This is a genomic window from Aliirhizobium wenxiniae (genome assembly GCF_014201355.1).
Lineage (GTDB): Bacteria > Pseudomonadota > Alphaproteobacteria > Rhizobiales > Rhizobiaceae > Neorhizobium > Neorhizobium wenxiniae.
In genome coordinates, this window is the sequence record NZ_JACHEG010000001.1 from 654,560 (window position 1) to 677,743 (window position 23,184).

The following is a 23,184-nucleotide window of genomic DNA, read 5'->3' on the forward strand; positions in this document are numbered from 1 at the left end:
TAGCGACAAAAACCCGGTTATACAAGGCAACGGGAATAATTCGCTGGGGATGCGACGCTGTGCAACGGCACAATAAAAAGACCCGTGATGAAAAACGGCCACGCTATACGTGGCCGTCTCTTGTCAGAAACAGTGATATTTTATCATCCGTCGATACGACGGATCGCTCGACCTTCGTTAAAGAACCAGGGCCTGAGCTTTACGCCGGCAACATTGCCCGCAAACGCAGCGACAGCCCAAAGGTAGCCGTGCAGGCTCCCCGAGGCGATCCCGGAAAAATAGGCGCCGATATTGCAGCCATAGGCAATCCGGGCTCCGTAGCCCAGCAGCAGACCACCGACGACCGCCGCCAGCACCGAGCGCAATGGAATATCGAGATTGGGCGCAAACTTGCCCGCAAGAGCTGCGGCCAGCATGGCGCCTGCAATGATGCCGAAGTCCATGACCGAGGTGACATCAGCAAAAACACTCGATGCCAGAGCCTTGGCATTACCCGGCTGCTGCCAATAGGGCCAGGAAGCCGGATCGATACCGATCAACTGTGCGCCCTTGGCACCCCACAGAGCGAAGGCCGAGGTAACACCCCAGGGCCGCCCTGCGATCGCAAGCGTCGCGAAATTGAGGATAACCAGCGCGACCGCACCGAACACAAGTGGCCACGGCCCGCGCAGATATCGTGCAAAGCCCTGGCGCGGTGATGGCGGCGCCTGTTCCAGCGCGCCGTTCCGCTTCTTCTCCACCACCACGGTAATCGCAGCGATTGCGCCGAAAATGATGAGAGACACTGCAATACCGCCGGCGGCACCGAATGTCTGAAATAGCGCTGTCGGCGGCAATGAAGGCAGCGCCGCCCACCAGGCGGTATGCAGGGTCGCGATCAGCGAGCCCACGATAAAGAAAAACAACGTGACCAGCATGCGCGCATTGCCGCCACCGGCGGTGAACAACGTGCCGGAAGCGCAACCGCCGCCAAGCTGCATGCCCACGCCGAACATAAAGGCGCCGACAATAACACCGATCCCGGCCGGGGAAATATTGCCGCGCACTTCATTGCCGAACAGCGTTCCGCTCGCCAGGAACGGAAAGAACAGAATGACGGCAAGGGCAAGCAGGATCATCTGGACGCGCAGGCCGCGCCCCCTGCCCTCGGCGATGAAGACCCGCCAGGCCGAAGTAAAACCGAAAGCCGCATGGTAAAGAGAAATTCCCAGTGCACCACCGACGAGAAAAAGCGCGCCCTGAGCTGGCCCATAAACTACGCCGAGCGCCAGCGTGCCCGCGACGAGCACAACGAGGGAAATGAGGCCTGGCGCCCCAAGAGGCGACGCTGCCGGCGCTCCCGAGCCCATCGAAGAGGAAATCGTCATAAACTAAGCTCCTGATTTTGCGCTGTAGGTAGCGGCATCGCCAGGATGTTACGAGGTAGACATTTTTACCGAAGCTCTACCATGAAGAATATATTTCCACGCCAGACGAAGTGCGCAGTCGAAATCAGACTTACAAAGCATTCCACCCCGCGAGGGTTGTCGCGGGGTGGAACAAGCCGAATGGCGGGGGGGATACCAGTTCGGCAGGGGTTCTGAGAACTGCGGTCAAAACTCGCCGGAGAGACCGACGCGGACGCCGGGTGCTTCGCCGCCGGGCGAATAACCAACCGAGGCATCGAAGATTACCGGGTAATTGCTGTCGAACATATGGGCGACAGCAAAGCTGGTAGCCATCTCGCCGTGATATCCGGCAATATTGGTCGACCAGGATGTCTTGCCCGGTGCGGAGGGCTTCGGTGCAGCCGTCATCGACATCGCAGCCGCAATGCCCTTGCGGGTTTCCCGGCGTAAGCTGGACACGTCGCCGCGCAGATTGGAGATGTCAGAACCGATCCGGTTAACGTCGATATTGGCCGACGCTATGTTGCCCGCTGCATCGGTCGTCAGAATCTGCGTCGGCCCACTTTGTGCGGCCCGGCTCGCGACCGAGGTCACGCCCGGCATCGTATAGGTATTTGTCGAGGTTCCGATCATAACCTGACCTGCCCGGGTTGTGGTCGCCCCACGTCCGATCGCCGTGCTGTTGGCATGAGCTGCGCTGGATCCGTAACCGACGGCCGTTGCATCGGCACCGGTTGCAACTGCATTCGGCAGACCACTCGTGTTGTTGGCAGCCAGTGCCCCGTTGGTGCCGGCGCCGCCGATAAAGGAGTTGATCGCCTGGAGCGCCGAATTGACATCGGTATAGGTGTTGCCGCGCAACGTATAGCTCGGCCCGGTAAAGACATTGGTGCTGCTGTTGTAGGTAGATCCACCGCCAAGGGCGATGGCGACATCTCCAAGCCCGGTGGTGACGGTATCGCTCACTGCGCGCAGCTGCCGAACATTGACAGCATCAGTGTCAGCCGTACCACCCGCGACATTGGTGATCTGACGCTCTCCACCCGCTGCACCGACAGAAACCGCACCGGCGGTGGACGAGACTGCGGTCCCCGAGAAGAGTTCGGTTGCGCCTCCCATGCCTGCACGAGATGCCACAGAACCGGAACCAAGTGCGACGCCACCGGCGGCGCTCACATTCGCGTCCGCACCAAGTGCCACGCCGTTTGCGGCAGTCACCGTGCCCCGCAATCCGAGTGCGATAGCATTCGCTGCAGCCGCACTGGTTACTGCACCGTTACCTATCGCGACCGAATTCACCTCTCCCGCAACAGATGCTGCATTTCCAGCTCCACCAAGCCCGCTGAGGCTGCCACCCCCCATCGAGATGCCCCGCGCGTGATCGATATCGATCGAGTCGGCAGCCAGGCCGCAGTCCGCGCTGCTGACAGCTTGGCCGTTGGTATCCAGGACGCTGATACCGATATTCTGGCCACTCAGTGCCCCGGCAATATTGAGATCGATCAGAGATGCCAACGGATTGAGCAACGGGTCCAGTATGCCCGTCGTCACCGGCTGAAGCACCGGAAGATCGACGCTCAGGCCCGAGCACACATTGACGAGTGGTGCCGACTGGGAATGCGCCGCACTACTGTAGAGGCCTGAGACAAGCGTGATAGGCAAGGCTAATACGGGAAAGACAAGGCGTTTCATGGCGACCCTTCCAGTTTGGATAACCAATCATTTCGCAACATACTTAATAAGCTATTTCTAATTTAGATACTTAATAATCACCTATTCGATCACCATGAATTTCTTGAACAATTTTCTTGATCATCGAATTGTGGCTTGGCATTCTGCTATCGGAAAACGCGGGAGAGCGTCATGAAAGCACTGCTGTTGATAGACATGCAGAACGGGTTTTGCCCGGGCGGAAACCTGGCCGTGCCAGACGGCGATTCGGTGATCCCCGTTGCCAATCGCCTGATTAGCGATGGCGGATATGACGTAGTCGTGGCCTCCCAGGATTGGCATCCCGCCAACCATGGCAGCTTCGCCTCACAGCATCCCGGTAAAAGACCTTTCGAGATGGGTGAACTCTCCGGCCAGCCTCAAGTGATGTGGCCGGATCACTGCGTACAGGGCACCCCAGATGCGGAGTTCCATCCGGATCTCGAACTAAGCGAGATCGACTACATACAGCAGAAGGGTGAAAACCCGGCCGTTGATAGCTATTCTGCCTTTCGCGACAATGACCACGCCGCCTTGACCGGGCTCGCCGGTTATCTCAAGGCCCAGCAGATAACCGAATTAGACATCTGCGGCCTTGCGACCGACTACTGCGTCAAGTTCTCGGCTCTCGACGCCCGTGACATGCTGCCGAACGTCAACGTCCGGTTCATCTCTGACGCAAGTCGCGGTATCGATCCGCAGGGCATAAAAGAAGCAATCTCCGAAATGCGGGAGCGCGGCGTCGATATCGTCACCAGTAAAGTTATCCTCGCCGACTAAGGCGTAACTTTTTCGCCTCCAAAGCATGGCGAGTTGCCCTACCCGGACATTATCAACAAAATCGATGAATTGAATAAACGCAATTCAATTGCCTGTAACTGCAGCTGCTTCTACACGCACATGATCTAGGGAGTAGACTGGAGAGTGCGCATTCTGCTCGGTCAGCGATGCGGGAGCCGTCATGCAGCCGGAACAGAATATGGATAAACGAGAGCAACTGACAAACGGCCTGAAGAAAGGCGCCGTTGTGGCGATTTCATCAGCCCCTTTCGGCATCCTTTTTGGCGCCATTGCAGTCGACAATGGTTTTAGCATTGCAGAAGCGGCCCTGATGAGCGGGCTCGTCTACGGTGGTGCCAGCCAGTTGGTCGGCATAGAGTTGTTTGGCCATCACGTTGCCGCATGGATCATCGTATTATCCATTCTGGCAGTAAACTTTCGCCATATCCTCTATTCCGCCGCACTCGCTTCGGTCATCGGCCGTTATCCGCACATCCAGCGCTGGCTCGCTTTTTTCCTGCTCGTCGATCCGCAATTCGCCGAGACGGTAAAACGCGAAGATGCTGGAAAACCCGCGACGTTTCGCTGGTATTTCGCAATGGGCGCGGTTGTGTGGGTATCCTGGATACTTACAACGATAATCGGCGCATTCTTCGGCCGCATGATCGGTGATCCGAAAGCACTTGGCATCGATGTTCTCCTGCCGATCTATTTCCTCGGACTGACCATGGGGTTCCGTGGCCGTCACAACTTCTTTCCCGTCATGTTGGCCGGCGCCCTCGGTTCGGTCGTCGCCTTCCACGTCGTCGGTTCGCCCTGGCATATCAGCGTCGGCGCAGCACTCGGCATCCTGATTGCCGCAATCCCGCCACCACCAAAAGTGCACGAGGAGCCGGACGTCTCGGAAATAGAAAGGGAGGCGATGTGACATGGAAAGCGAAATGAACGCATTTTCCATAGATTCGGGCACGGCCATGCTGATCGTGGTCGCGGCAATCGCCACCTATTTCACGCGTGTCGGCGGTTATGTGCTGATGAGTAGCATGAAGCGCATCCCCCCTCGGGTGGAATCGGCACTCAACGCCGTGCCTGCCGCGGTACTGACGACGCTGGTAGCGCCGCCATTCGTTTATGGCGGCTGGGACATCAAGATTGCCATGGCCGTTGCCCTGATCATCGGGCTGCGTTTCCCCGGCCTCACAATCCTGGTCATTGGCTGGGCGGCCGTGATGGCCGCCCGTTACGGGTTCGGTCTCGGTGTCTGATCAGGCACCGATCGGTGCTGTAGCGGCTTCAAGCCATCCCCGCACCGCCGCATCGGTGATCAGCGGCAGCAGCTTTTCACACACAGTGACGTGATACGCGTTCAGCCATTCCAGCTCCTCCTCCGTCAGCAACGCAGCAACAACCAGGCGACGATCGATCGGGCACCAGGTCAGCGTCTCGAAAGAGCGCATAGGCATGTCGCCGCCAACGATCTCTTCTGCTTCACGAACGAAGATCAGGTTCTCGATACGAATGCCGTAATGACCGGGACGGTAATAACCCGGCTCGTTCGACAGGATCATGCCGGGCAGCAGTTCCTGCGTGGCAAGCCGCGAAATACGCTGCGGACCTTCATGCACGGAGAGATAGGAGCCGACACCGTGACCGGTGCCATGGGCGAAATCGCCGCCGGCCTTCCACAATGCAATGCGCGCCAGCGGGTCGAGATCGCAGCCACGCGTCCCCTTGGGGAAACGCGCCGTGCTGATTGCGATCATCCCCTTCAGCACAAGCGTGAAGAAACGCTTGCGGTCTTCGGGCACCTCGCCGATAGCCACCGTACGGGTAATGTCAGTCGTGCCGTTGATATATTGAGCGCCTGAATCGATCAGGAACAGCTCGCCGGCCTCGATCTTGCGGTCACTCTGGCGAGTTACACGGTAATGCATGATCGCCGCATGTTCACCGGCACCGGCAATGCTGTCGAAGGAGACGTCGCGCAGCGGGTTCTGCAGGTTCTGGCCAACGCGCGCACGCGCCGCCTCAAGAGCCTCCACCGCCTGGATCTCGGTCAGCGATCCCGGCTTGGCCTTATCCAGCCAGTGGAGGAACTCCACCATGGCAACGCCATCCTGCACATGCGCATCGGCCGAGCCTTTCAACTCCACCGCATTCTTGATGGCGCGCGGCAGGCGTGCGGGATCGGTGCCCTCGACCACGACGCCCCCCGCATTCTCGGCGGCAGTGATCAGCGCGAGAGCCGTCAGCTCCGGATCGACAAGAATACGACCGCCATCGGCGGCGTAAATGCCGATCCGTTCGATCAGCGCACCAGGCTGTTTGATGCTCGTGAGCGCCTGCAGGTGAGCACGAGCCTCGCCGCCGAGCTTGCGCTCGTCGATGAACAGTTCCGCCTTGCCGTCAGCGGCAATCAGCGCGCGCGAAAGCGGATGCGGCGTATGCGCGACATCGGCACCACGAATATTGAAAATCCAGGCGACCGAAGACGGATCGGCAATCAGGGCAGCAGCGATATTCTTCGCCTTCAGACTGACCGCAATCTCGGCGATCTTCTCTGCGGCGGCTTTCCCTGCATGAACGTCCTGCTGAACGGCAACGGCGCCAAGCGGCTCGGCCGGGCGATCAACCCAGGCGGTATCCAGTGGGTTTTCGGAAAGAAGCACGAGCATTCCGCCAACCTCTTCCAGCGCCTTTTCAAGCCTCTTCACTTCCAGGCCACCATGCAGCCAGGGATCGACACCAAGGCGAAAGCCCTTTTCGACGTGAGAGCGGAGCCAGAGATGCGGCGGCTCGTTGACGAGGTCACCGGGCGTAAACACACCGCCATCGACCTGCTCCGCGACCTGCGTCACGTAACGGCCGTCGACGAAAACGATCGCTTCCTTCTGCGTCACCAGCGCCATACCGGCAGAGCCGGTAAATCCGGTGAGCCAAGACAAACGTTCGGCACACTCCGGAACGTACTCGCTTTGATACTCATCAGCGCGCGGCACGAGAAAACCGTCAATATTGAGCTCGGCAAAGCGCGCGCGAAGCGCAGCTACACGCTCGCGACCAAATTGGGGGGAGGATTTGTTGTCGAAAGACTGAAACATCGCTGCCATTCCACTGCTGTGATTCCGCTGAACATCCACGTTAAAGCATGTCGAACGAAAGTGTGCAGCGGTTTTGCGAGAAACACATGCGGCAAAACAAGAGCTTAAAGCGTGAAGCCGATGGCGGCACGCGGCACGCCTTAAACAAAATGCCGAATATTGAAGCACTCGAACACGCAACCATGCATTGAATGCATATCACCAATGATCGAAGCCTACTCACTGTGCAACTCGATGAAGCATATATTCGAGCCATACCAAGTGAGACAACAAAGCGAAGGACGAAATCAATGGCAAACTCCATGTTCCGTAATGCGATGAACCGTATGGCCCAGGCTCGCGAAAAGCAGGTTTCCCGCTACGTTAACGGCGCACTCATGAGCCTTGATGACGAAACCCTGAAGAACCTCGGCACGAGCCGCGAAGAGCTTCGTCGCAAGGGCGCGACCCCCTGCTTCTTCTGATCTGAGGATCGCGAGGAGCTAAACGGCTCCAACGAGAATAAAGCCCGCTTGAGCAGCAATTCCTCCCTTGCGCTCGTGGGCATCCAGGCCGAAAAGCCTGAAAAGGCGGCGCGTGAGCGTCGCCTTTTATTTTGCAGCATAGTGGATTGACGCCATGCGCTCAGCGCAAGGCAGACGCGCAATATCACCGATTGGTGAAATGCATCGTCACCCAGCCGTTTTTCCAGATCGTGGAGAGATGGCGCATGCCTGCACCATTATAGGCGGCGATCACCTTCCAGCGTTGTGCGGCCAGAATTCCCGAAAGGATTACCGATCCGCCCGGCGCCAGATGATGGCCAAGCTCCGGCGCCATTTTCATCAGTGGACGGGCAAGAATATTGGCAATGATCAGATCGAACGGCCCATCCTCACGAAAAGCCGGAGAGTGAAAGCCCGGTGCAGTCTCGACCCGAACACCCGACGCAATCCCGTTGCGCTTAACGTTTTCCCGTGCCACACGAACCGCGACCGGATCGATATCGGTTGCAAGAACCGGGATCTTCCTGACCTTGCGCACAGCGATCGCCAGCACACCGCTGCCGGTTCCCAGATCGAGCGCGTTCCTGACCTGCCTTGCGCGCAGAACCTTGTCGATCACTTCCAGGCAGCCAGCGGTCGTACCATGATGACCTGTGCCGAAAGCCTGCCCCGCATCGATCTCGATCGCCACATCGTTTTCACGAACCTTGTCGCGATCATGCGAGCCATGCACGATGAAACGGCCGGCACGAACAGGCTTCAGCCCCTCGAGCGATTTGGCGATCCAGTCGACATCGGGAATGATTTCGCGGGCAATGGACAAATCGGGAAATGGCTCGGCAAGCGCATCCGCAATCCGTTCGCGAACTGCGTCTTCCTCGTCGGCCATCATATAGACCGAGGCTTCCCATATATCGCGCTTCTCATCCACCTCGGTGGTGGCGATCGCGAAGTCTTCTTCACCGAAGACATCCGAAAGGAGGTCGAGAACTTCGCCTGCCGTTACTTCATTGACTGTCACGTAGAGGCGGATCTCGCTCACGGTCTTCTCTCTCAGCTGATTGTTGCGCAGACCATTGCCACAGAAGTCCTGCGCCGTTCAACCGGCAACGCGCTGAAACGCAGCCAATCAACCCTTGATCAGGCTTTCCAGCTTCTTCTCTGCCGTCTCGGCATTCTCGCCATAGGCGATCGTGCCAGCGAACCGGCCGCCCTGGTCCAGAAGGAAAACAGACGCCGTATGATCCATGGTATATTCGCCATTGGGATCGGCTGCGTCGACCGGCACTTTCTTGGCATAGACTTTGTAGCCCTTGATCATCGCAAGAACGTCGGCAGGCGGTCCTGAGATACCCTTGATGCGATCGGTAACATTGGAGACATAGAGGCCAAGCACTTCCGGCGTATCGCGCTCGGGGTCGACGCTGACAAAATAGCCGTTCAGCTTGGTTCCGTCGGGATCGACCTTGTGCATCCAGCCGTTCAGCTCGAACAGCGTTGTGGGGCAGACTTCGGGGCAATGTGTAAAGCCGAAAAACAATGCGGTGGGCTTTTCACGAAAAGCCTGTTCGGTAATCGGCTGGCCATTCTGCGCAACCAGACTGAACGGTACACCGAACGGCCCTTCGGCCAGATCCTGCTTTTGCCGTGTCACCTCCAGCGTCAACCACACCAGAACACCCGCAAGAGCAAATACCGCAATCCAGAGGGCAATCCGAAGGCTTTTCATGGGCAGTCTCTTAATTCAAAGGAGGAATGTCTCAGACATAGACACAACCGGTCGCCGGCGCAATTCAACATCCCGTACTCCAACAACGGAGCCACAAGATCAAAAGCACCAGGAAAGGGCTGTCTCCCCCGCCGCAAGGAGGATGGAAGAACCGTACGTGATCCAGCCCCAAAAGCCGGCAAGCGACAGTCCAAGCACGGCAATCCCGATAAGGAGCGTCGCGGGCAGAGCAAAGTGATGGCTGGCGCTTGTTTGCATGCGGCCTTTTTATACGAACAGGACCGGACTGAACAGATAGCCTGCTGCCCGATGTCGCAGACTGAAATCAACCCGGCTAGACCAGAAGATTCACCGGTTTTTCACTTCTAGGCGGCAATGATCATTTAAACATGATTCCAGAAGCCCCGCATGTCCGGGCTTTTCAGCCAAACGGAAGAGTTCTGATATGAGCAATGCGATAAAGCAGTCAGGCGCCTATCTCGAGATCGTCTCGTTTCATCTCGGAGACCAGGAATTCTGCATCGACATCATGGCGATCCGCGAAATTCGCGGCTGGGCGCCGGTGACCCCGATGCCGCATACCCCGCCTTATGTCCTCGGCCTCATCAACCTGCGTGGCGCGGTTATACCGGTTATCGACATGGCCTGCCGCCTCGGCATGAAGATGACGGAACCATCCGAGCGTTCCGCGATCATCGTCACCGACATCGGCGGCAAGCTTGTCGGCCTGCTGGTCGAGCAGGTTTCCGACATGATGACCATCAAGAGCGAAGACCTGCAACCGGCGCCAGAAATCATTCCTGAAGCCCAGCGCGACTTCTGCCGCGGTATCGTTGCCCTGGAAAAGACCATGGTCTGCTTCCTGAACCTCGACACTGTCATCGCCGACGAACTATCGCGCGAAGCCGCCTGAGCTCCTTAACCGGTCTACACTTTACAAGAACGCCTGGCGTGAACAATCACGCCGGGCGTTTTCTGTTTCGGATCACTTCAGAAGTTCGTGTCTCACTCGCATGTGATGGAACAGCAAGTTATTGCAAAATATAATTATTTTTATGAAACCTTCCGGGAAGCTAGGCGGTTTGGTGCTTGTCAACTCAGACACGATGCAACGAAGAAATGTTTCTCGTCGCGTGAAAGAAAACGACAACAAGGAGAATTGCCATGAAAAAGGCTATTGCACTTGCCGCACTTATTTCCGCTTCCGCCTTCGCAGCCGGTGCGTCTGCCCAGACGATGGATATGCAGGGTCCTGCCACATCGACTGCCGGTGTCACAGTGGTAGATGTGACCAATGATCCGAGTTCTGGCAATGGCAGCCGCCTGCCTCAGTCCGTAAGCAATCCCAGCCCGGACGTGATCCAGAATGCTCAGGCGGAGTTGCAATCCGACCCGGGTTTGGCTGATGCGCTGGCAATGCAGAACGTCGAACTGGCCAACGTCATCGCGATTCAGACAGCCGCAGATGGTGGCAAGGTCGTGTACATCCGCTAACGGAAATTCGGTCGAATAAAAAGCCGGGCGTGCATGTCACGCCCGGCTTTTCTCATGTGATTTGGGCACAGTATCAAGGAGCTGGTTTGCCCTTCGTCCAGTTTACCTGCTGGCCGTAAAGCGGCACCGTGGAAATCGCCATCTTGGCAGAACCTTCCACCACCTGACGCGAATGCGCCAGATAGATCAGCGTGTCATTGGTCTTGTCATAAATGCGCTTGACCAGCAGGTCCTTCCAGATCAGCGACCGTCCCTGACGAAACACTTCCTCGCCACCCTTGTCGAGCTCGATGTCGCCGATCTCGATCGGCCCGGTCTGACGGCAAGCGATGGAATTGTTGGACGGATCTTCGAACCAGTTCCCGTTCTTCAACCGGTCGATCACACTGCGATCGAAATAGGTGACGTGGCAGGTGACACCTTTCACCTGCGGATCAGGTACAGCTTCGACGATGATATCATTGCCGATCCAGTCAACGCCGACCTTGCCGACCACTTCTGCGACAGCCGGCGCAGCCGCAAGCCCGGTTAGAATGGCAGCGGCAGAAACGAATGAGACAATGCGGCGGTTCAGGCGGGGCATGAGGCTAATCTCCGGTCAACGATCCGCGATCAGAGATAAGGTGCTACAGACAGCTTGCAAGACGGCTGCGGATTATTCACCTGCCGATCAAAACAGCAGACCGTTTGGGCAGAGTACACGCTTCGTAACCGCTGGAGAACAGCCGGCCGGCTTTCATCCCGATGGCAGCAGGAACATCGCGGATTTCGGACAGGTTCAACGTCGATGCAATCGCGATCGTGGCCTCGGCACAGATGGCGGCATCCTCTGCCGCGTTATGGTGAAGGAAATTCAGCCCGAGATGCTGCGCCAGGATATTCAGCTTGTGCGAGATCAGATGCGGCCACACCTTCTGAGCCATCTTGACACTGCAAAGATAGGAAAGCTCCGGATAGGACTGGCGGTATTGGTCGAGACAGGCGCGCCAGACGCTGAAATCGAATGCGGCATTATGTGCGATCATTGTCGCACCGGCAAAATCGTCGGCAAATTCGTCCATCACTTCAGGAAATTCACCGGCATCCTCGACCTGCTCGGGGCGAATGCCGTGGATGCCGATGTTGAAAGACGAAAACCGCATGTCCTTCGGCCGGATCAAACGTTCTTCGACGCGAATGACCTTGCCATTTTCGATCCACGCAAGCCCTACCGAACAGGCGCTTCCACGCTGCTCGTTGGCGGTTTCGAAATCGATCGCTATGGTCTTCAAGCTGAAATTCCGGTTGGACGACTGCGACGCTTTTAGGCCGCGCTACGCGATTCGGCAAAGAGCCGCGGATGCGGCAGCTTGACCTGTTTCCACATTCATGGCCAAATCCGGGTCATGATCAGCGTTATCGCCCTTACACACGTAACCGTGACCATTCGCCTTGCAGGGCGCGTGGCGGGTTTGGCGCGTTAGCCGGTCGTCCCTCCACCACCCTGCCGCATGATGGCAGGGTCGGCATCGTTCCGCTCTGCTTCGGCAAAACCAAAGAGAGCGACATGAGCGAACTGGAAAATCCTCCACCATTGGCGAAAGATGCAGCATGGCCCCAAAACCTCGTCATACGGGCACGACGGCCGTCAGATGCCGAAGGAATAGTGACGCTGCACAATCTCCCGGGCTATCGGTACGGCACGCTGCGTACCCCACACCACACGCCGGATGAAATCCGCAAGGGTATCGAAAGTCAGCCGGCAAACGTCACCGGCCTGATCGCTCTCCTCGATGGCAGAATTGTCGGCGATGCCGGATTGACGCGGTTCTCCAACCGTCGTGTCCACGTCGGAAGTATCGGCATGGGTGTTCACGATGCTTATGTCGGCAAGGGTATCGGCCGAGCGCTGATAGGAGAAGTCGTCGCCCTTGCCGACGACTGGTTCAACCTGCGCCGCGTCGAACTAACGGTCTACACGGACAACGAACCAGCCATCCGTCTCTATGAGAAGAACGGGTTCGTCACCGAAGGCCTCATGAAGGAATTCGCTTTTCGAGACGGAAGCTATGTCGATGCCTATTGCATGGCACGGATCAGGCCCTGACGATCAGCCACCGATAAAGGTGAGCCACTCATCCTCCGTCATCACTTCGACGCCGAGTTCCCGAGCCTTGTCGAGCTTGGAACCGGCGCCGGGGCCAGCAACGACATAGTCGGTCTTCTTCGATACGGAACCGGCCACCTTCGCCCCGAGACCTTCGGCACGCGCCTTGGCTTCGTCACGCGTGAATCGCTCTAACGAACCGGTGAATACGACTGTCTTGCCCGCCACCGGGCTGTCGGACGCTGCAACCTGCTCCGCAGCCTGTGGCGTCACTTCTTCGAGCAATCGATTGATGACATCGAGATTGCGAGGCTCCTTGAAGAATTCTACGATGGCGCGGGCAACGATCTCACCAATGCCCTCGATATTGTTCAGATCCTGCCATGCGTCACCGGCCAGTGATGAAGCATCCTTCATCGCCCGATCGAATGCTTCATAGGTGCCGTAATGGCGGGCGAGCAGCTTCGCCGTCGTCTCGCCGACATGGCGGATACCGAGTGCATAGATGAAGCGGTTGAGCGCTATCGAACGACGTTCATCGATCGCGTCGAACAGTTTTCTGACGCTGACCCTGCCAAAACCCTCGATGTTTTCGAGTTTCATCAACGGCGAGGCTTCCTGCCGCTTTTTCAGCGTGAAGATGTCGGGCGCAGTGCGAACCTGCAGTGCAGGATCTTCGCTCTCGAAGAAGAAATCCACCTGCTTCGTCCCCAGCCCTTCGATATCGAAGGCATTGCGCGAGACGAAATGCTTCAGGTGCTCGGTAGCCTGCGCCCGGCAGACGAAACCGCCGGTGCAACGCGTGACCGAATCGAGTTTGCCGGTCTTCTCGTTTTTCTCGCGCACCGCATGGCTTCCGCAGACCGGGCATTTGGCCGGAAACTCGTACTTCTTCGCATCCGACGGACGCTTCTCCATCACCATATCCAGAACCTGCGGGATGACATCCCCTGCCCGCTGGACAATGACGGTGTCGCCTATCCGGATATCGTGCTCTTCGTCGCGAATACGCTCACCGGAATTGCCGATACCTTCGATGTAATCGGCATTGTGCAACGTCGCATTGGTGACGACTACACCGCCGACCGTGATCGGGGTCAGACGCGCGACAGGTGTCAGAGCCCCGGTGCGGCCGACCTGGATGTCGATGTTTTCGACGGTCGTAAAAGCCTGTTCGGCGGGGAATTTATGCGCTGTTGCCCAGCGCGGCGAACGCGAGCGAAAACCGAGGCGGGCCTGCAGATCCAGCCGGTCGACCTTGTAGACAACGCCGTCGATATCATAATCGAGATCCGGACGCGCAAGGCCGATCTCGTGATAATGCGCCAGAATGTCATCGACCGAATTCAGCCGCTGCATCAGCGGGTTCACCGGAAAGCCCCAGCCCTTGAAGGTCTGTACCATCTCGTACTGGCTCTTCGGCAAGTCGTTCGGCTCGGAAATCTCACCCCAGGCATAGGCGAAGAATTTCAGCTTGCGGCTCTCGGTTACTCTGGCGTCGAGCTGGCGTAGCGATCCTGCGGCGGTGTTGCGCGGATTGACGTAAAGCTGCTTGCCCTGCGCCTCCATCTCGGCGTTGAGCGCCAGAAAGTCGCTCTTGGCCATATAGACCTCGCCGCGCACCTCAACGACCGCTGGCACGCCCTTGGGCAGGCGCTGGGGGATTTCCCTGATCGTCTTCACATTGGCGGTGACATTTTCACCGGTCGTCCCGTCGCCGCGGGTGGCGGCATTGACGAGAATACCGTCTTCGTAGCGGATCGACATGGATAGGCCGTCGATCTTCGGTTCGGCGGTAAACGCGATCGAATTGTCTGGCAGCTGCCCGAGGAAACGATAGACCGAATTGACGAAATCGCGCACGTCCTCGTCGGAAAACGTGTTGTCGAGCGACAGCATCGGCCGCGCATGGGTGATCGGTGCAAAGGTCGCAAGGGGCGCGGCACCGACAGTGATCGAAGGACTATCCGAGCGGATAAGCTGCGGAAAGCGCTCTTCGATGGCAAGGTTGCGACGCTTCAGTGCATCGTACTGGGCGTCGGAAATCTCCGGCGCATCCTTGGCGTGGTACAGTTCATCGTGATGGGCCAGCTCTTTCGCCAGCCGCTCCAGTTCGGCAGCAGCCGTCTGTTCGGTCAGCGTTTCGATTGGGGTCTGATCGGCGGCCATGCGGGAATCTCCATCTTCACCGCTTTTTCTAGTGCAATCACCATGGATTGGAAGGACCACGTCATCTCGGAGAGTGGAAAACAAGCCACAACATTGAGACCGTCAAATATCAAAAGCCAGTGTTAGCCGTTGCCGGATAAAAGCGCCGCGGCAGCAGCCCTCGCCTCGTCAGTCACCGAGGCACCGGAGAGCATCCGGGCGATCTCCTCGGCGCGATGTTCAGGAGCCATGGTCGCAACGCGCGTGGCGATCTTTTCGGATCCGTCGGCCGCCGGTCCCTTCGAGATCAGGAGATGCGTCGCGGCGCGTGCCGCCACCTGCGGCGCATGCGTAACGGAAAGAACCTGGACCGTCGATGACAACCGTTTCAGACGCTGACCGATGGCGTCGGCCACCGCGCCGCCGACACCCGTATCAATCTCGTCAAACACCAAAGTCGGAGCCGAACCACGGTCTGCGAGCGCCACCTTCAGCGCCAGCAGGAAACGGGAAAGCTCGCCACCCGAAGCAACCTTCATGATCGGGCCGGGGCGCGTGCCCGGATTGGTCTGCACATGGAATTCGACCGTATCAATCCCCTCGGCAGCAGCCGTCTCGGGATCGGCGGTAACCTCGACCATGAAGCGCGCACGCTCAAGCTTCAATGCCGGCAGTTCGGCCATGACGGCGGCAGCAAGTGATTCGGCGCCATCCTTGCGCTTATCTGAAAGCACAGCGGCCGCGCGATCGAACTCTTCCTTGGCGGCGGCGGCGATCTTCTCCAACTGCCCGAGCTTCTCTTCACCGGCATCGAGATCGGCAAGGTCAGCCACCATCTTTTCGGCCAGCGCCGGCAGATCGACCACCGCGACGGAATATTTGCGGCCAGCGGCGCGCAGAGCGAAAAGCCGCTCCTCGACGCGCTCCAGCTCACGCGGATCGAACTCTGTACGCCGAAGCGCCGCCTCGACCTCCATCTGCGCATTCGAAAGATGGTTGAGAGCCTGATCCAGAAGCTCGACAGTCTCTTCCAGCAGTCCAGGCGCCTCGTGGCTCTTCCGCTCCAGTCGGCGCACCATGGACGCAATCATCGGGACAGGCGAAGCATTGCCGTTGAGAAATTCGGAAGCCTCGGAAATATCGCCAGCGATCCGCTCGGACTTCTGCATCTTCGAGCGATGTTCGGCAAGCTCCTCCTCTTCGCCGTCACGCGGCGAAAGCGCTTCCAGTTCTTCGACCGAGGCACGGATGTAATCAGCTTCGCGGGCCGCGGCTTCAACCTTGGCACGGTGCGCCTTGAAGGCACGCTCGGCATCCCGCCATGTCCGATACAGGCCGCCAACCTTCTGCACCTCGTCGGACAAGCCCGCAAAGGCATCAAGCAGCATGCGGTGCGCATTGGTGTCGATCAAGGCGCGGTCGTCATGCTGGCCGTGGATTTCCACGAGCACCTGGCCGACCTGCCGCATCAACTGCACGCTGACCGGCTGGTCGTTGATCGACGCGCGCGTGCGCCCGTCCGCCGACTGGATCCTGCGGAATATCAGATCGCCATCGTCATCGATGCCGTTTTCCTTGAGGAGTTTTCGTGCGGCGTGCTGGCCGGGTACATCGAAGACGGCCGTCACCTGCCCTTTGTCTTCGCCATGGCGCACGAGACCACCGTCACCACGACCGCCAAGCGCCAGCGAAAGGCTATCGAGCAGGATGGACTTGCCGGCGCCGGTTTCACCCGTCAGCACCGAGAGCCCGGCCTCGAAACCGAGATCGAGCCGCTCGATCAGAACGATATCGCGGATCGACAACTGGATCAGCATGTGGCCTCGTTATTGACCTCTGGTCTCTCAGGCGCCGATGAGCTTTGCACCGGCGCGCGAGATCCAGGACCCCCTGTTTTCGCGCGGCTCGACACCACCCGAATGCAGCAGCTTGTAGCTATCGGCATACCACTGGCTGTCCGGATAGTTCCGTCCAAGCACCGCTGCAGCCGTCTGTGCCTCTTCTACGATGCCCATACGATAATAGGTCTCGGTCAGACGCGCCAAAGCCTCTTCCACCTGATTGGTGTTGGGATAGGTTTCGACAACATTGCGAAAACGCTGGATGGCGGCGAGGTATTCTTTACGCTCGAGATAATAGCGGCCGATCTGCATTTCCTTGCCGGCCATCTGGTCGCGTGCGAATCGAATCTTCGCCTGCGCGTCCTCGACATATTCCGATTTCGGATAATCGTTTACGACCTTGCTCATCGCAGCGATCGTATTTGCCGCGGCCTTCTGGTCCTGCGTCACATCGGAAATCTGCTTGGAATACGAAAGACCAACCAAATACTGGACATAGGCCGAGTCCTGAGACTTCGGATACTGGCTGAGATAACGGTTGCCGACCGAGATCGCATCATCGTTACGACCCATGCGCTGCTTGACGAACGTGCTCATCACAAGCGCCTTGCGGCCCCATTCGGTAAACGGGTTCTGCTTGTCGATAGCGTCGAACTTGCGCCCAGCTTCGGCCATGTTGCCGGCCTTCATGTTCGCAAGGCCCTGATTATACAACATCTCCGGGGACTCGGCTTCGAAGCCAAGCTTCGTTATGTCGATGTCCTTGTCGGATTGGCATGCAGCCAAGCCAACCCCGGTCCCGATGAGTGCAATCGCCAGGAGGCCGATCCTCGTAAAGCTACGCATTTCTACAGACTTTCCATCAGCCATCCGACAGTCCCTGATCGTCCCCGCGTGAAACTACTCGTGCCCAGCGGCGTACTAGCCATAAAAGCATGGTCAGGGCAACGCAATGGGTCGGCATTAATGCATTTTTGTGGCGATCGCGGCCAGCAAGTACCTTTTATGAAAAGAAAAAGGCCGTTCCTTGCGGAACGGCCAGTCTGACGGAGATCATAAAATTCAGGCAAACCAGGGAGCACATTCCGTCATGCTGACAGGAACGAACTCACCAGCACGAACACGTGTGGCAACAGAAGACGGGGCCTCGACCACTTCATAGGCGCTCGAGTCGCTCAGAAGAGCCTTCAGCGCATTTGCATTCATCTTGTGTCCGCCGCGATAGGAGCGGTAGCAGCCAATGAACTGAGCGCCCGCAAGAGCCAGATCGCCAACGGCATCCAGTGTCTTGTGACGAACGAACTCATCCTTGGCGTAACGCAAGCCTTCGACGTTCACGACCGTTTCATCGTCGGAAATTACAACCGAGTTTTCCAGCGAAGACCCAAGTGCATAACCTGCAGCCCACAGACGCTCGACATCACGCATGAAGCCGAAGGTGCGGGCGCGCGAAAGCTCGGACTTGAAAGTTGCAGCAGTCAGGTCACCCTTCCAGCTCTGACGACCAATCAGCGAAGACGGGAAATCGATTTCCACTTCGAATCGGGTGCCGTCATAGGGGCGGAACTCGGACCATGATGCGCCTGATTCGATTCGCACCGGCTTGACGACGCGAATGTAACGACGCTTGATCCCAAGATTGACAGTACCGACCTGCTCGATCGCCTCGATGAACGGATAGGAGCTACCGTCCATGATCGGCATTTCGGCGCCATCGACCTCGACGATGATGTTGTCGATGCCCATCGCATAGAGCGCAGCCATTACATGCTCGATGGTCGCGACCCATTTCGCCGGCGATACCCCAAGCACCGTGCAGAGATCGGTCGGGCCGACCTGCGACGACACGGCACGATATTCGACCGAGGTGCCGTCTTCGAGATTACGGCTGAACACAATACCGGTTCCGGCTTCCGCCGGCTGGAAGGTAATCATTACCGGCGCTCCGGAATGCACACCGATGCCGCTCAACGTAACCGGAGCAGCAATCGTTGCCTGAAATCCGAGCAATCCAATTGTCATTAACGTAAGCCTTCTTGATTCCTCGCACCCGTGATCAGCAGGTCCGTATTCGCATTCCGTTGAAACGAACGAATTGTTCCAACTCTGTCATCGTCTAAATACGCATGCCCTACGCTGTTTCCAAATCACTGTTCGTTTCGGATTGTTACGGTTTTCTAACAACGTCACCTTCCTTGGCCGCGACGCACTTTTCATCACGTAAACATCTGATTGGAAATGTTATTTTTCCACAGTTAATATGCTCGATTCAAAAAGGCCCGGATGCTGATCACCCGGGCCTCTTCAACTTTGTTGTACGCCGTTAACTCAGTTCGACTGGCGGCGCAGGAAGGCCGGAATTTCGAGCTGATCGTCTTCGTGGCTAGCCTGCGGAGCAACACGCCCACGGTCATCGAGATTGCCGCGACGCGGTGCATAAAGGCTGGCTTCGGCCGAAAGCGGACGGCGCTGCTGCGGAGCCGGTGCCGAAGTCGTCATATCCGACTGGACGTGATCGTCTTCTTCGCGGCGGCCGAGCGAGTTGGTAATCCGCTTCAGGAGGCCCATCGGTCCACGCTCTTCCTGAACATGGGCCGTCGCCTGGGCGCGATGTTCCATCTCAGCCTTCACGACCGGCGGAAAATCTTCCACCTTCGGCATCCGAACAGGTTCCATAACGGGCTCGCGATAAACGGGCTCATGCTGAACCGGCTGCGCCATGCGCGGAGCAGGCTGGCTCATGACCGGTGCCGCGACAGGTGCCGGCTGATGATAGGCCGGAGCCGGCTGCGGTGCCGCCGGAACCGGGCGGGACATGACAGGCGCAGGAGCCGGAGATTCTGCTACAGGAGCTGCGAAAAGGCGGCTCTGCGGGCGGAATTCTTCCTGCTGCGGCTGCGGTGCCGGAGCGACAGGCGTCGGGATTGCAAGAACCTGTTCCATTTCAGCTTCTGCCTGACGGATGGTCTCAGCGATCGGGTCGGCAGCCTTCGGTGCCTGGGGGGCCTGCATCATGACAGGCTGAGCTGCGGCCGGAGCCGGAGCAACGGCCGCGGAAGGACGGATAATCGGCTTCTGCGCAGCACGCATTTCAGCAGCACGCAGGTCGACTTCGCCATGGGCGCGATCGATACCGGTGGCAACGACGGAGACGCGGATGAGGCCTTCAAGCGCTTCATCGAAGGTTGCGCCGAGGATGATGTTGGCATCCGGATCGACTTCTTCGCGAATGCGGGTCGCGGCTTCGTCGACTTCGAACAGCGTCAGGTCGCGACCACCAGTGATGGAGATCAGCAGGCCCTGCGCACCCTTCATCGAGGTTTCGTCGAGCAGCGGGTTGGCGATTGCAGCTTCGGCAGCCTGCAGCGCACGGCCCGAACCGGAAGCTTCGCCGGTACCCATCATTGCACGGCCCATCTCGCGCATCACCGAACGAACGTCGGCGAAGTCGAGATTGATCAGGCCTTCCTTGACCATCAGGTCGGTGATGCAGGCAACGCCCGAATAGAGAACCTGGTCGGCCATCGCGAATGCGTCGGCAAAGGTCGTCTTGTCGTTGGCGATGCGGAACAGGTTCTGGTTCGGGATGACGATCAGCGTATCGACCGACTTCTGCAGTTCCTGGATTCCCTGTTCGGCCAGACGCATGCGGCGTCCACCTTCGAAGTGGAACGGCTTGGTAACGACGCCGACGGTCAGGATGCCCTTGTTACGAGCAGCCTGCGCGACAACCGGAGCAGCACCGGTGCCGGTACCACCACCCATGCCGGCGGTGACGAAGCACATGTGGGTACCGTTGAGATGGTCGATGATCTCGTCGAGGCATTCCTCGGCAGCAGCGCGGCCGACTTCCGGCTGAGAGCCGGCGCCGAGACCTTCGGTGACCTGCACACCCATCTGGATGATACGCTCGGCCTTGGTCATGGTCAGCGCCTGGGCATCGGTATTGGCAACGACGAAATCGACGCCTTCGAGCCCAGCAGTGATCATGTTGTTGACGGCGTTACCGCCACCGCCACCCACGCCGAAAACAGTGATCCGAGGCTTCAGCTCGGTGATGTCAGGCTTCTGCAGCTTGATCGTCATTGTACCTTTTCCTTCTGCTTTTGGTCGCGTCGCCGAGCTGACCAATTCTTTTCCAATTCACTTTGACAAAGGAGGGGCTGTCTCCCGGGTCAAAAACTCTCTTTCAGCCATTGTCCCATGCGGGCCAAACGACCGGTTCCGTTGCCGAACGAACCGATGAGGCCGCCCTGCGAAGCATGCGTTTCCATTTCCGCCACCTGCGGATAGATGATCAGTCCGACTGCGGTGGAGAACGCCGGGCCCTTGGCTGCCGCCGGCAGACCGGAGACACCCATCGGACGACCGATTCGAACATTGCGGGCGAGAATCCGCCGTGCCGTTTCTGGCAGGCCGGTCAGCTGGCTGGCGCCACCCGTCAATACGACTCGCTTTCCGACAATCGGGCTGAAGCCCGACTTCTGGATGCGGTCACGAATAAGCTCCAGCGTCTCTTCGATGCGGGCGCCAACGATACGGGTAACCAGCGAGCGCGGCACCTGGGTCGGCTGATCGCGATCATCCTCACCAATCGGCGGTACGGAGATCACGTCACGTTCATCGCCACCATTGGCGAGTGCCGAACCATGTACGACTTTCATGCGCTCGGCATCTTCTATCCGAGTCGATAGGCCTCGCGCCAGATCAGTTGTGACATGATGACCACCAAGACCGATTGCGTCCGTGTGAACGAGCTTGCCTTCGCAAAAGACGGAGATCGTCGTCGTGCCGCCGCCCATGTCGATGGCAGCGCAGCCGAGTTCGACTTCATCGTCAACGAGAGCGGCAAGGCCGCTGGCATAAGGCGTGGCAACCATGCCTTCGACCGAAAGATGCGCGCGATTGACGCAAAGTTCGAGGTTTTTCAGCGTAATGCGTTCCGCAGTAACGAAATGCATGTCGACGCCGAGTTCATCGCCATACATCGACAGGGGATCGCGGATGCCGCGCTCGCCATCCAGCGAGAAGCCGGTGGGCAGCGAATGAAGGATGGCTCGATCATGCCGCTGCGACTGGTTGCTTGCCGCGACCAGAACCTTGCGAAGATCGGAATTCTCGACTTCCTGGCCGCCAAGATCGATGGTCGCAGTGTACACGTCACTTGCCAGACGACCGGCGGAAACGTTGACGATCAGGCTGTCGACAGTGAGGCCGGCCATACGCTCGGCAGCGTCGACGGCAAGCCGGATAACGCTTTCGGCAGCATCGAGGTCGGCAATCACACCCGACTTCACACCACGCGAACGCTGATGGCCGATGCCGATGATCTCGATGTGATGCGTCCGGCCCGGAAGAATCTGGCTTTCCTGGCGTGGAGTGAGGCGGGCAATCATGCACACGACCTTGGTCGATCCGATATCGAGGACCGACACGACGTGGCTGCGCTTCGATGACAGGGGCTTCATACGCGGCATACCGAATTGGGAGGAACCGAACATACTCACGATTTCGCTCCAGCTTTTTTCAAGGCCTTGGTACGAGCGTCGAGCGCTTGCTCGCGACGCTCCACCGCAGCGGAAGTCAATTGAATGGTTGTGCGATCTTCAAGACGAAGGTCTACGGCAGCGACATCGCGCTCCAGCACACCCTGCTCTTTCTCCAGCTTGGACAAGAGAGCCAAAGCAGACGGGATCCGCTCTTCCGGAAGTTTGAGAACGATGCCGTTATCGAGATGCAGATCCCAGCGGCGGCTGGAAACTCGGACATAGGCCCGTACGCGGCTTGCGATCTCAGGCCACTTGTCCATTTCCTGGGCGAAGGATGCGGCTGCAATCTCGGCATCGCGACCAACGAACAGCGGCAAGGAGGCAAATTTGTTGTCCTTGAGCGGCGCGATAATGGATCCGTTCTTTTCGATCAGAGAGAGTTCGGATCCGTGCTGCCAGATGGCGAAAGCCTTGCGCTCCTTGAGCATGACCTCGATCGTGCGCGGATAAACCTTGCGCACTTCCGCATATTCGACCCAGGGCAGTTCCGACAGCTTGCGCCTTGCGGCATCGATATCCAGCGCGACCAGTGACGTCGTGCCATCGAGACCGAGAAGCTGAAGAATGTCGATTTCCGAAGTCTGATCGTTACCCGAGACCCGAACGTCTTCGATCGCAAATCCGACAGCGGCGGTTGTGGACTGGGCCACGACATGACCGTGACCACCGAGAGACATGCCATAGAGCCCTACGACCGCAAAAAATGCGAAGGTAGACAGCGTGCCGGCATGCGCCGGAATATCGATCCTGCCGGTAGCAAGACTGACCGCAAAGCGCACGACGCGACGCAGCGGCCGCGGCAGAACGCGACGGTCGTCAGCGCCCACAACGCCGGAAGCAGCGCGACGATGCGACCCACCAGCCATTTTGCCG

General features: G+C 58.4%; 21 protein-coding genes. 7 read left to right on the forward strand and 14 right to left on the reverse strand.

Going from position 1 to position 23,184, the window contains the following annotated elements:
* Positions 1–143: 143 nt before the first annotated feature.
* Complete coding sequence (locus HNQ72_RS03245) at positions 144–1,367, reverse strand: YeeE/YedE family protein (RefSeq protein WP_210319490.1); 1,224 nt, start codon at positions 1,365–1,367, stop codon at positions 144–146.
* 225 nt (positions 1,368–1,592) lie between these two features.
* Positions 1,593–3,080 (reverse strand): hypothetical protein, encoded by a 1,488-nt coding sequence (locus HNQ72_RS03250; RefSeq protein ID WP_183989534.1) that lies wholly within the window; start codon positions 3,078–3,080, stop codon positions 1,593–1,595.
* A 171-nt stretch (positions 3,081–3,251) separates the two neighbouring features.
* Between HNQ72_RS03250 and pncA the strand changes: the two genes are divergently transcribed.
* The 3 genes from pncA to HNQ72_RS03265 all read left to right on the forward strand — a co-directional run bounded on the left by pncA (position 3,252) and on the right by HNQ72_RS03265 (position 5,143).
* Positions 3,252–3,878: a bifunctional nicotinamidase/pyrazinamidase gene (pncA, locus tag HNQ72_RS03255; RefSeq protein WP_183989535.1), complete on the forward strand. Its 627-nt coding sequence runs from the start codon at positions 3,252–3,254 to the stop codon at positions 3,876–3,878.
* A 199-nt stretch (positions 3,879–4,077) separates the two neighbouring features.
* Positions 4,078–4,806 carry an AzlC family ABC transporter permease gene (locus HNQ72_RS03260; protein WP_183989536.1) on the forward strand — a complete coding sequence of 243 codons (729 nt, stop codon included), beginning with the start codon at positions 4,078–4,080 and terminating at the stop codon, positions 4,804–4,806.
* A gap of 13 nt (positions 4,807–4,819) precedes the next feature.
* On the forward strand, positions 4,820–5,143 hold the full coding sequence (locus HNQ72_RS03265; RefSeq protein ID WP_183989537.1) for an AzlD family protein: 324 nt from the start codon (positions 4,820–4,822) through the stop codon (positions 5,141–5,143).
* On the opposite strand, the gene HNQ72_RS03270 is transcribed toward HNQ72_RS03265, so the two are convergent.
* Positions 5,144–6,979, reverse strand: coding sequence for an aminopeptidase P family protein (locus tag HNQ72_RS03270; RefSeq protein WP_183989538.1), 1,836 nt, complete (start codon positions 6,977–6,979; stop codon positions 5,144–5,146).
* 290 nt (positions 6,980–7,269) lie between these two features.
* On the opposite strand from HNQ72_RS03270, the gene HNQ72_RS03275 reads away from it, so the two are divergent.
* The gene (locus HNQ72_RS03275; RefSeq protein ID WP_183821490.1) at positions 7,270–7,443 is read left to right on the forward strand and encodes a hypothetical protein; all 174 of its coding nucleotides are present in this window, start codon (positions 7,270–7,272) and stop codon (positions 7,441–7,443) included.
* A gap of 184 nt (positions 7,444–7,627) precedes the next feature.
* Here the strand turns inward: HNQ72_RS03275 and HNQ72_RS03280 are convergent, their stop codons facing one another.
* Positions 7,628–8,506 carry a 50S ribosomal protein L11 methyltransferase gene (locus tag HNQ72_RS03280; protein ID WP_183989539.1) on the reverse strand — a complete coding sequence of 293 codons (879 nt, stop codon included), beginning with the start codon at positions 8,504–8,506 and terminating at the stop codon, positions 7,628–7,630.
* Between the two features lie 87 nt (positions 8,507–8,593).
* Entirely contained in the window at positions 8,594–9,193 is a 600-nt protein-coding gene (locus HNQ72_RS03285) for an SCO family protein (RefSeq protein WP_183989540.1), read from the reverse strand.
* Between the two features lie 445 nt (positions 9,194–9,638).
* On the opposite strand from HNQ72_RS03285, the gene HNQ72_RS03290 reads away from it, so the two are divergent.
* Entirely contained in the window at positions 9,639–10,106 is a 468-nt protein-coding gene (locus HNQ72_RS03290) for a chemotaxis protein CheW (RefSeq protein WP_112503741.1), read from the forward strand.
* A 251-nt stretch (positions 10,107–10,357) separates the two neighbouring features.
* Positions 10,358–10,687, forward strand: a complete 330-nt coding sequence (locus tag HNQ72_RS03295; RefSeq protein WP_183989541.1) for a hypothetical protein — start codon at positions 10,358–10,360, stop codon at positions 10,685–10,687.
* Positions 10,688–10,760: 73 nt separating this feature from the next.
* Here HNQ72_RS03295 and HNQ72_RS03300 read toward each other — a convergent pair whose 3' ends face one another.
* Entirely contained in the window at positions 10,761–11,270 is a 510-nt protein-coding gene (locus HNQ72_RS03300; protein ID WP_148147626.1) for a CreA family protein, read from the reverse strand.
* A gap of 76 nt (positions 11,271–11,346) precedes the next feature.
* Entirely contained in the window at positions 11,347–11,958 is a 612-nt protein-coding gene (locus tag HNQ72_RS03305) for a 3'-5' exonuclease (RefSeq protein ID WP_183989542.1), read from the reverse strand.
* A 275-nt stretch (positions 11,959–12,233) separates the two neighbouring features.
* Between HNQ72_RS03305 and HNQ72_RS03310 the strand changes: the two genes are divergently transcribed.
* Positions 12,234–12,773: a GNAT family N-acetyltransferase gene (locus tag HNQ72_RS03310; protein WP_183991256.1), complete on the forward strand. Its 540-nt coding sequence runs from the start codon at positions 12,234–12,236 to the stop codon at positions 12,771–12,773.
* A gap of 3 nt (positions 12,774–12,776) precedes the next feature.
* On the opposite strand, the gene ligA is transcribed toward HNQ72_RS03310, so the two are convergent.
* The 7 genes from ligA to HNQ72_RS03345 all read right to left on the reverse strand — a co-directional run bounded on the left by ligA (position 12,777) and on the right by HNQ72_RS03345 (position 23,177).
* A complete protein-coding gene (ligA, locus tag HNQ72_RS03315) occupies positions 12,777–14,942 on the reverse strand; it encodes an NAD-dependent DNA ligase LigA (RefSeq protein ID WP_183989543.1) in 2,166 nt (721 codons plus the stop codon).
* Between the two features lie 122 nt (positions 14,943–15,064).
* The gene (recN, locus tag HNQ72_RS03320) at positions 15,065–16,738 is read right to left on the reverse strand and encodes a DNA repair protein RecN (protein ID WP_183989544.1); all 1,674 of its coding nucleotides are present in this window, start codon (positions 16,736–16,738) and stop codon (positions 15,065–15,067) included.
* 27 nt (positions 16,739–16,765) lie between these two features.
* Entirely contained in the window at positions 16,766–17,608 is an 843-nt protein-coding gene (locus HNQ72_RS03325; protein ID WP_183989545.1) for an outer membrane protein assembly factor BamD, read from the reverse strand.
* 216 nt (positions 17,609–17,824) lie between these two features.
* Positions 17,825–18,784 carry a UDP-3-O-acyl-N-acetylglucosamine deacetylase gene (gene lpxC, locus HNQ72_RS03330; protein WP_183989546.1) on the reverse strand — a complete coding sequence of 320 codons (960 nt, stop codon included), beginning with the start codon at positions 18,782–18,784 and terminating at the stop codon, positions 17,825–17,827.
* Positions 18,785–19,090: 306 nt separating this feature from the next.
* The gene (gene ftsZ / locus HNQ72_RS03335) at positions 19,091–20,848 is read right to left on the reverse strand and encodes a cell division protein FtsZ (protein ID WP_183989547.1); all 1,758 of its coding nucleotides are present in this window, start codon (positions 20,846–20,848) and stop codon (positions 19,091–19,093) included.
* Between the two features lie 89 nt (positions 20,849–20,937).
* Positions 20,938–22,269, reverse strand: coding sequence for a cell division protein FtsA (gene ftsA / locus HNQ72_RS03340; RefSeq protein ID WP_183989548.1), 1,332 nt, complete (start codon positions 22,267–22,269; stop codon positions 20,938–20,940).
* Positions 22,266–23,177: a cell division protein FtsQ/DivIB gene (locus tag HNQ72_RS03345; protein ID WP_183991258.1), complete on the reverse strand. Its 912-nt coding sequence runs from the start codon at positions 23,175–23,177 to the stop codon at positions 22,266–22,268. The genes ftsA and HNQ72_RS03345 overlap by 4 nt, the downstream gene beginning before the upstream one ends.
* Positions 23,178–23,184: the final 7 nt, after the last annotated feature.

Excerpts from the sequence above, each read along its gene's own strand:
- HNQ72_RS03245 (WP_210319490.1), bottom strand. The coding sequence starts at position 1,367 with ATGACGATTTCCTCTTCGATGGGCTCGGGAGCGCCGGCAGCGTCGCCT.
- HNQ72_RS03250 (WP_183989534.1), bottom strand. The coding sequence starts at position 3,080 with ATGAAACGCCTTGTCTTTCCCGTATTAGCCTTGCCTATCACGCTTGTC.
- pncA (WP_183989535.1), top strand. The coding sequence starts at position 3,252 with ATGAAAGCACTGCTGTTGATAGACATGCAGAACGGGTTTTGCCCGGGC.
- HNQ72_RS03260 (WP_183989536.1), top strand. The coding sequence starts at position 4,078 with ATGGATAAACGAGAGCAACTGACAAACGGCCTGAAGAAAGGCGCCGTT.
- HNQ72_RS03265 (WP_183989537.1), top strand. The coding sequence starts at position 4,820 with ATGAACGCATTTTCCATAGATTCGGGCACGGCCATGCTGATCGTGGTC.
- HNQ72_RS03270 (WP_183989538.1), bottom strand. The coding sequence starts at position 6,979 with ATGTTTCAGTCTTTCGACAACAAATCCTCCCCCCAATTTGGTCGCGAG.
- HNQ72_RS03275 (WP_183821490.1), top strand. The coding sequence starts at position 7,270 with ATGGCAAACTCCATGTTCCGTAATGCGATGAACCGTATGGCCCAGGCT.
- HNQ72_RS03285 (WP_183989540.1), bottom strand. The coding sequence starts at position 9,193 with ATGAAAAGCCTTCGGATTGCCCTCTGGATTGCGGTATTTGCTCTTGCG.
- HNQ72_RS03290 (WP_112503741.1), top strand. The coding sequence starts at position 9,639 with ATGAGCAATGCGATAAAGCAGTCAGGCGCCTATCTCGAGATCGTCTCG.
- HNQ72_RS03295 (WP_183989541.1), top strand. The coding sequence starts at position 10,358 with ATGAAAAAGGCTATTGCACTTGCCGCACTTATTTCCGCTTCCGCCTTC.
- HNQ72_RS03300 (WP_148147626.1), bottom strand. The coding sequence starts at position 11,270 with ATGCCCCGCCTGAACCGCCGCATTGTCTCATTCGTTTCTGCCGCTGCC.
- HNQ72_RS03310 (WP_183991256.1), top strand. The coding sequence starts at position 12,234 with ATGAGCGAACTGGAAAATCCTCCACCATTGGCGAAAGATGCAGCATGG.
- ligA (WP_183989543.1), bottom strand. The coding sequence starts at position 14,942 with ATGGCCGCCGATCAGACCCCAATCGAAACGCTGACCGAACAGACGGCT.
- recN (WP_183989544.1), bottom strand. The coding sequence starts at position 16,738 with ATGCTGATCCAGTTGTCGATCCGCGATATCGTTCTGATCGAGCGGCTC.
- HNQ72_RS03325 (WP_183989545.1), bottom strand. The coding sequence starts at position 17,608 with ATGCGTAGCTTTACGAGGATCGGCCTCCTGGCGATTGCACTCATCGGG.
- lpxC (WP_183989546.1), bottom strand. The coding sequence starts at position 18,784 with ATGACAATTGGATTGCTCGGATTTCAGGCAACGATTGCTGCTCCGGTT.
- ftsZ (WP_183989547.1), bottom strand. The coding sequence starts at position 20,848 with ATGACGATCAAGCTGCAGAAGCCTGACATCACCGAGCTGAAGCCTCGG.
- HNQ72_RS03345 (WP_183991258.1), bottom strand. The coding sequence starts at position 23,177 with ATGGCTGGTGGGTCGCATCGTCGCGCTGCTTCCGGCGTTGTGGGCGCT.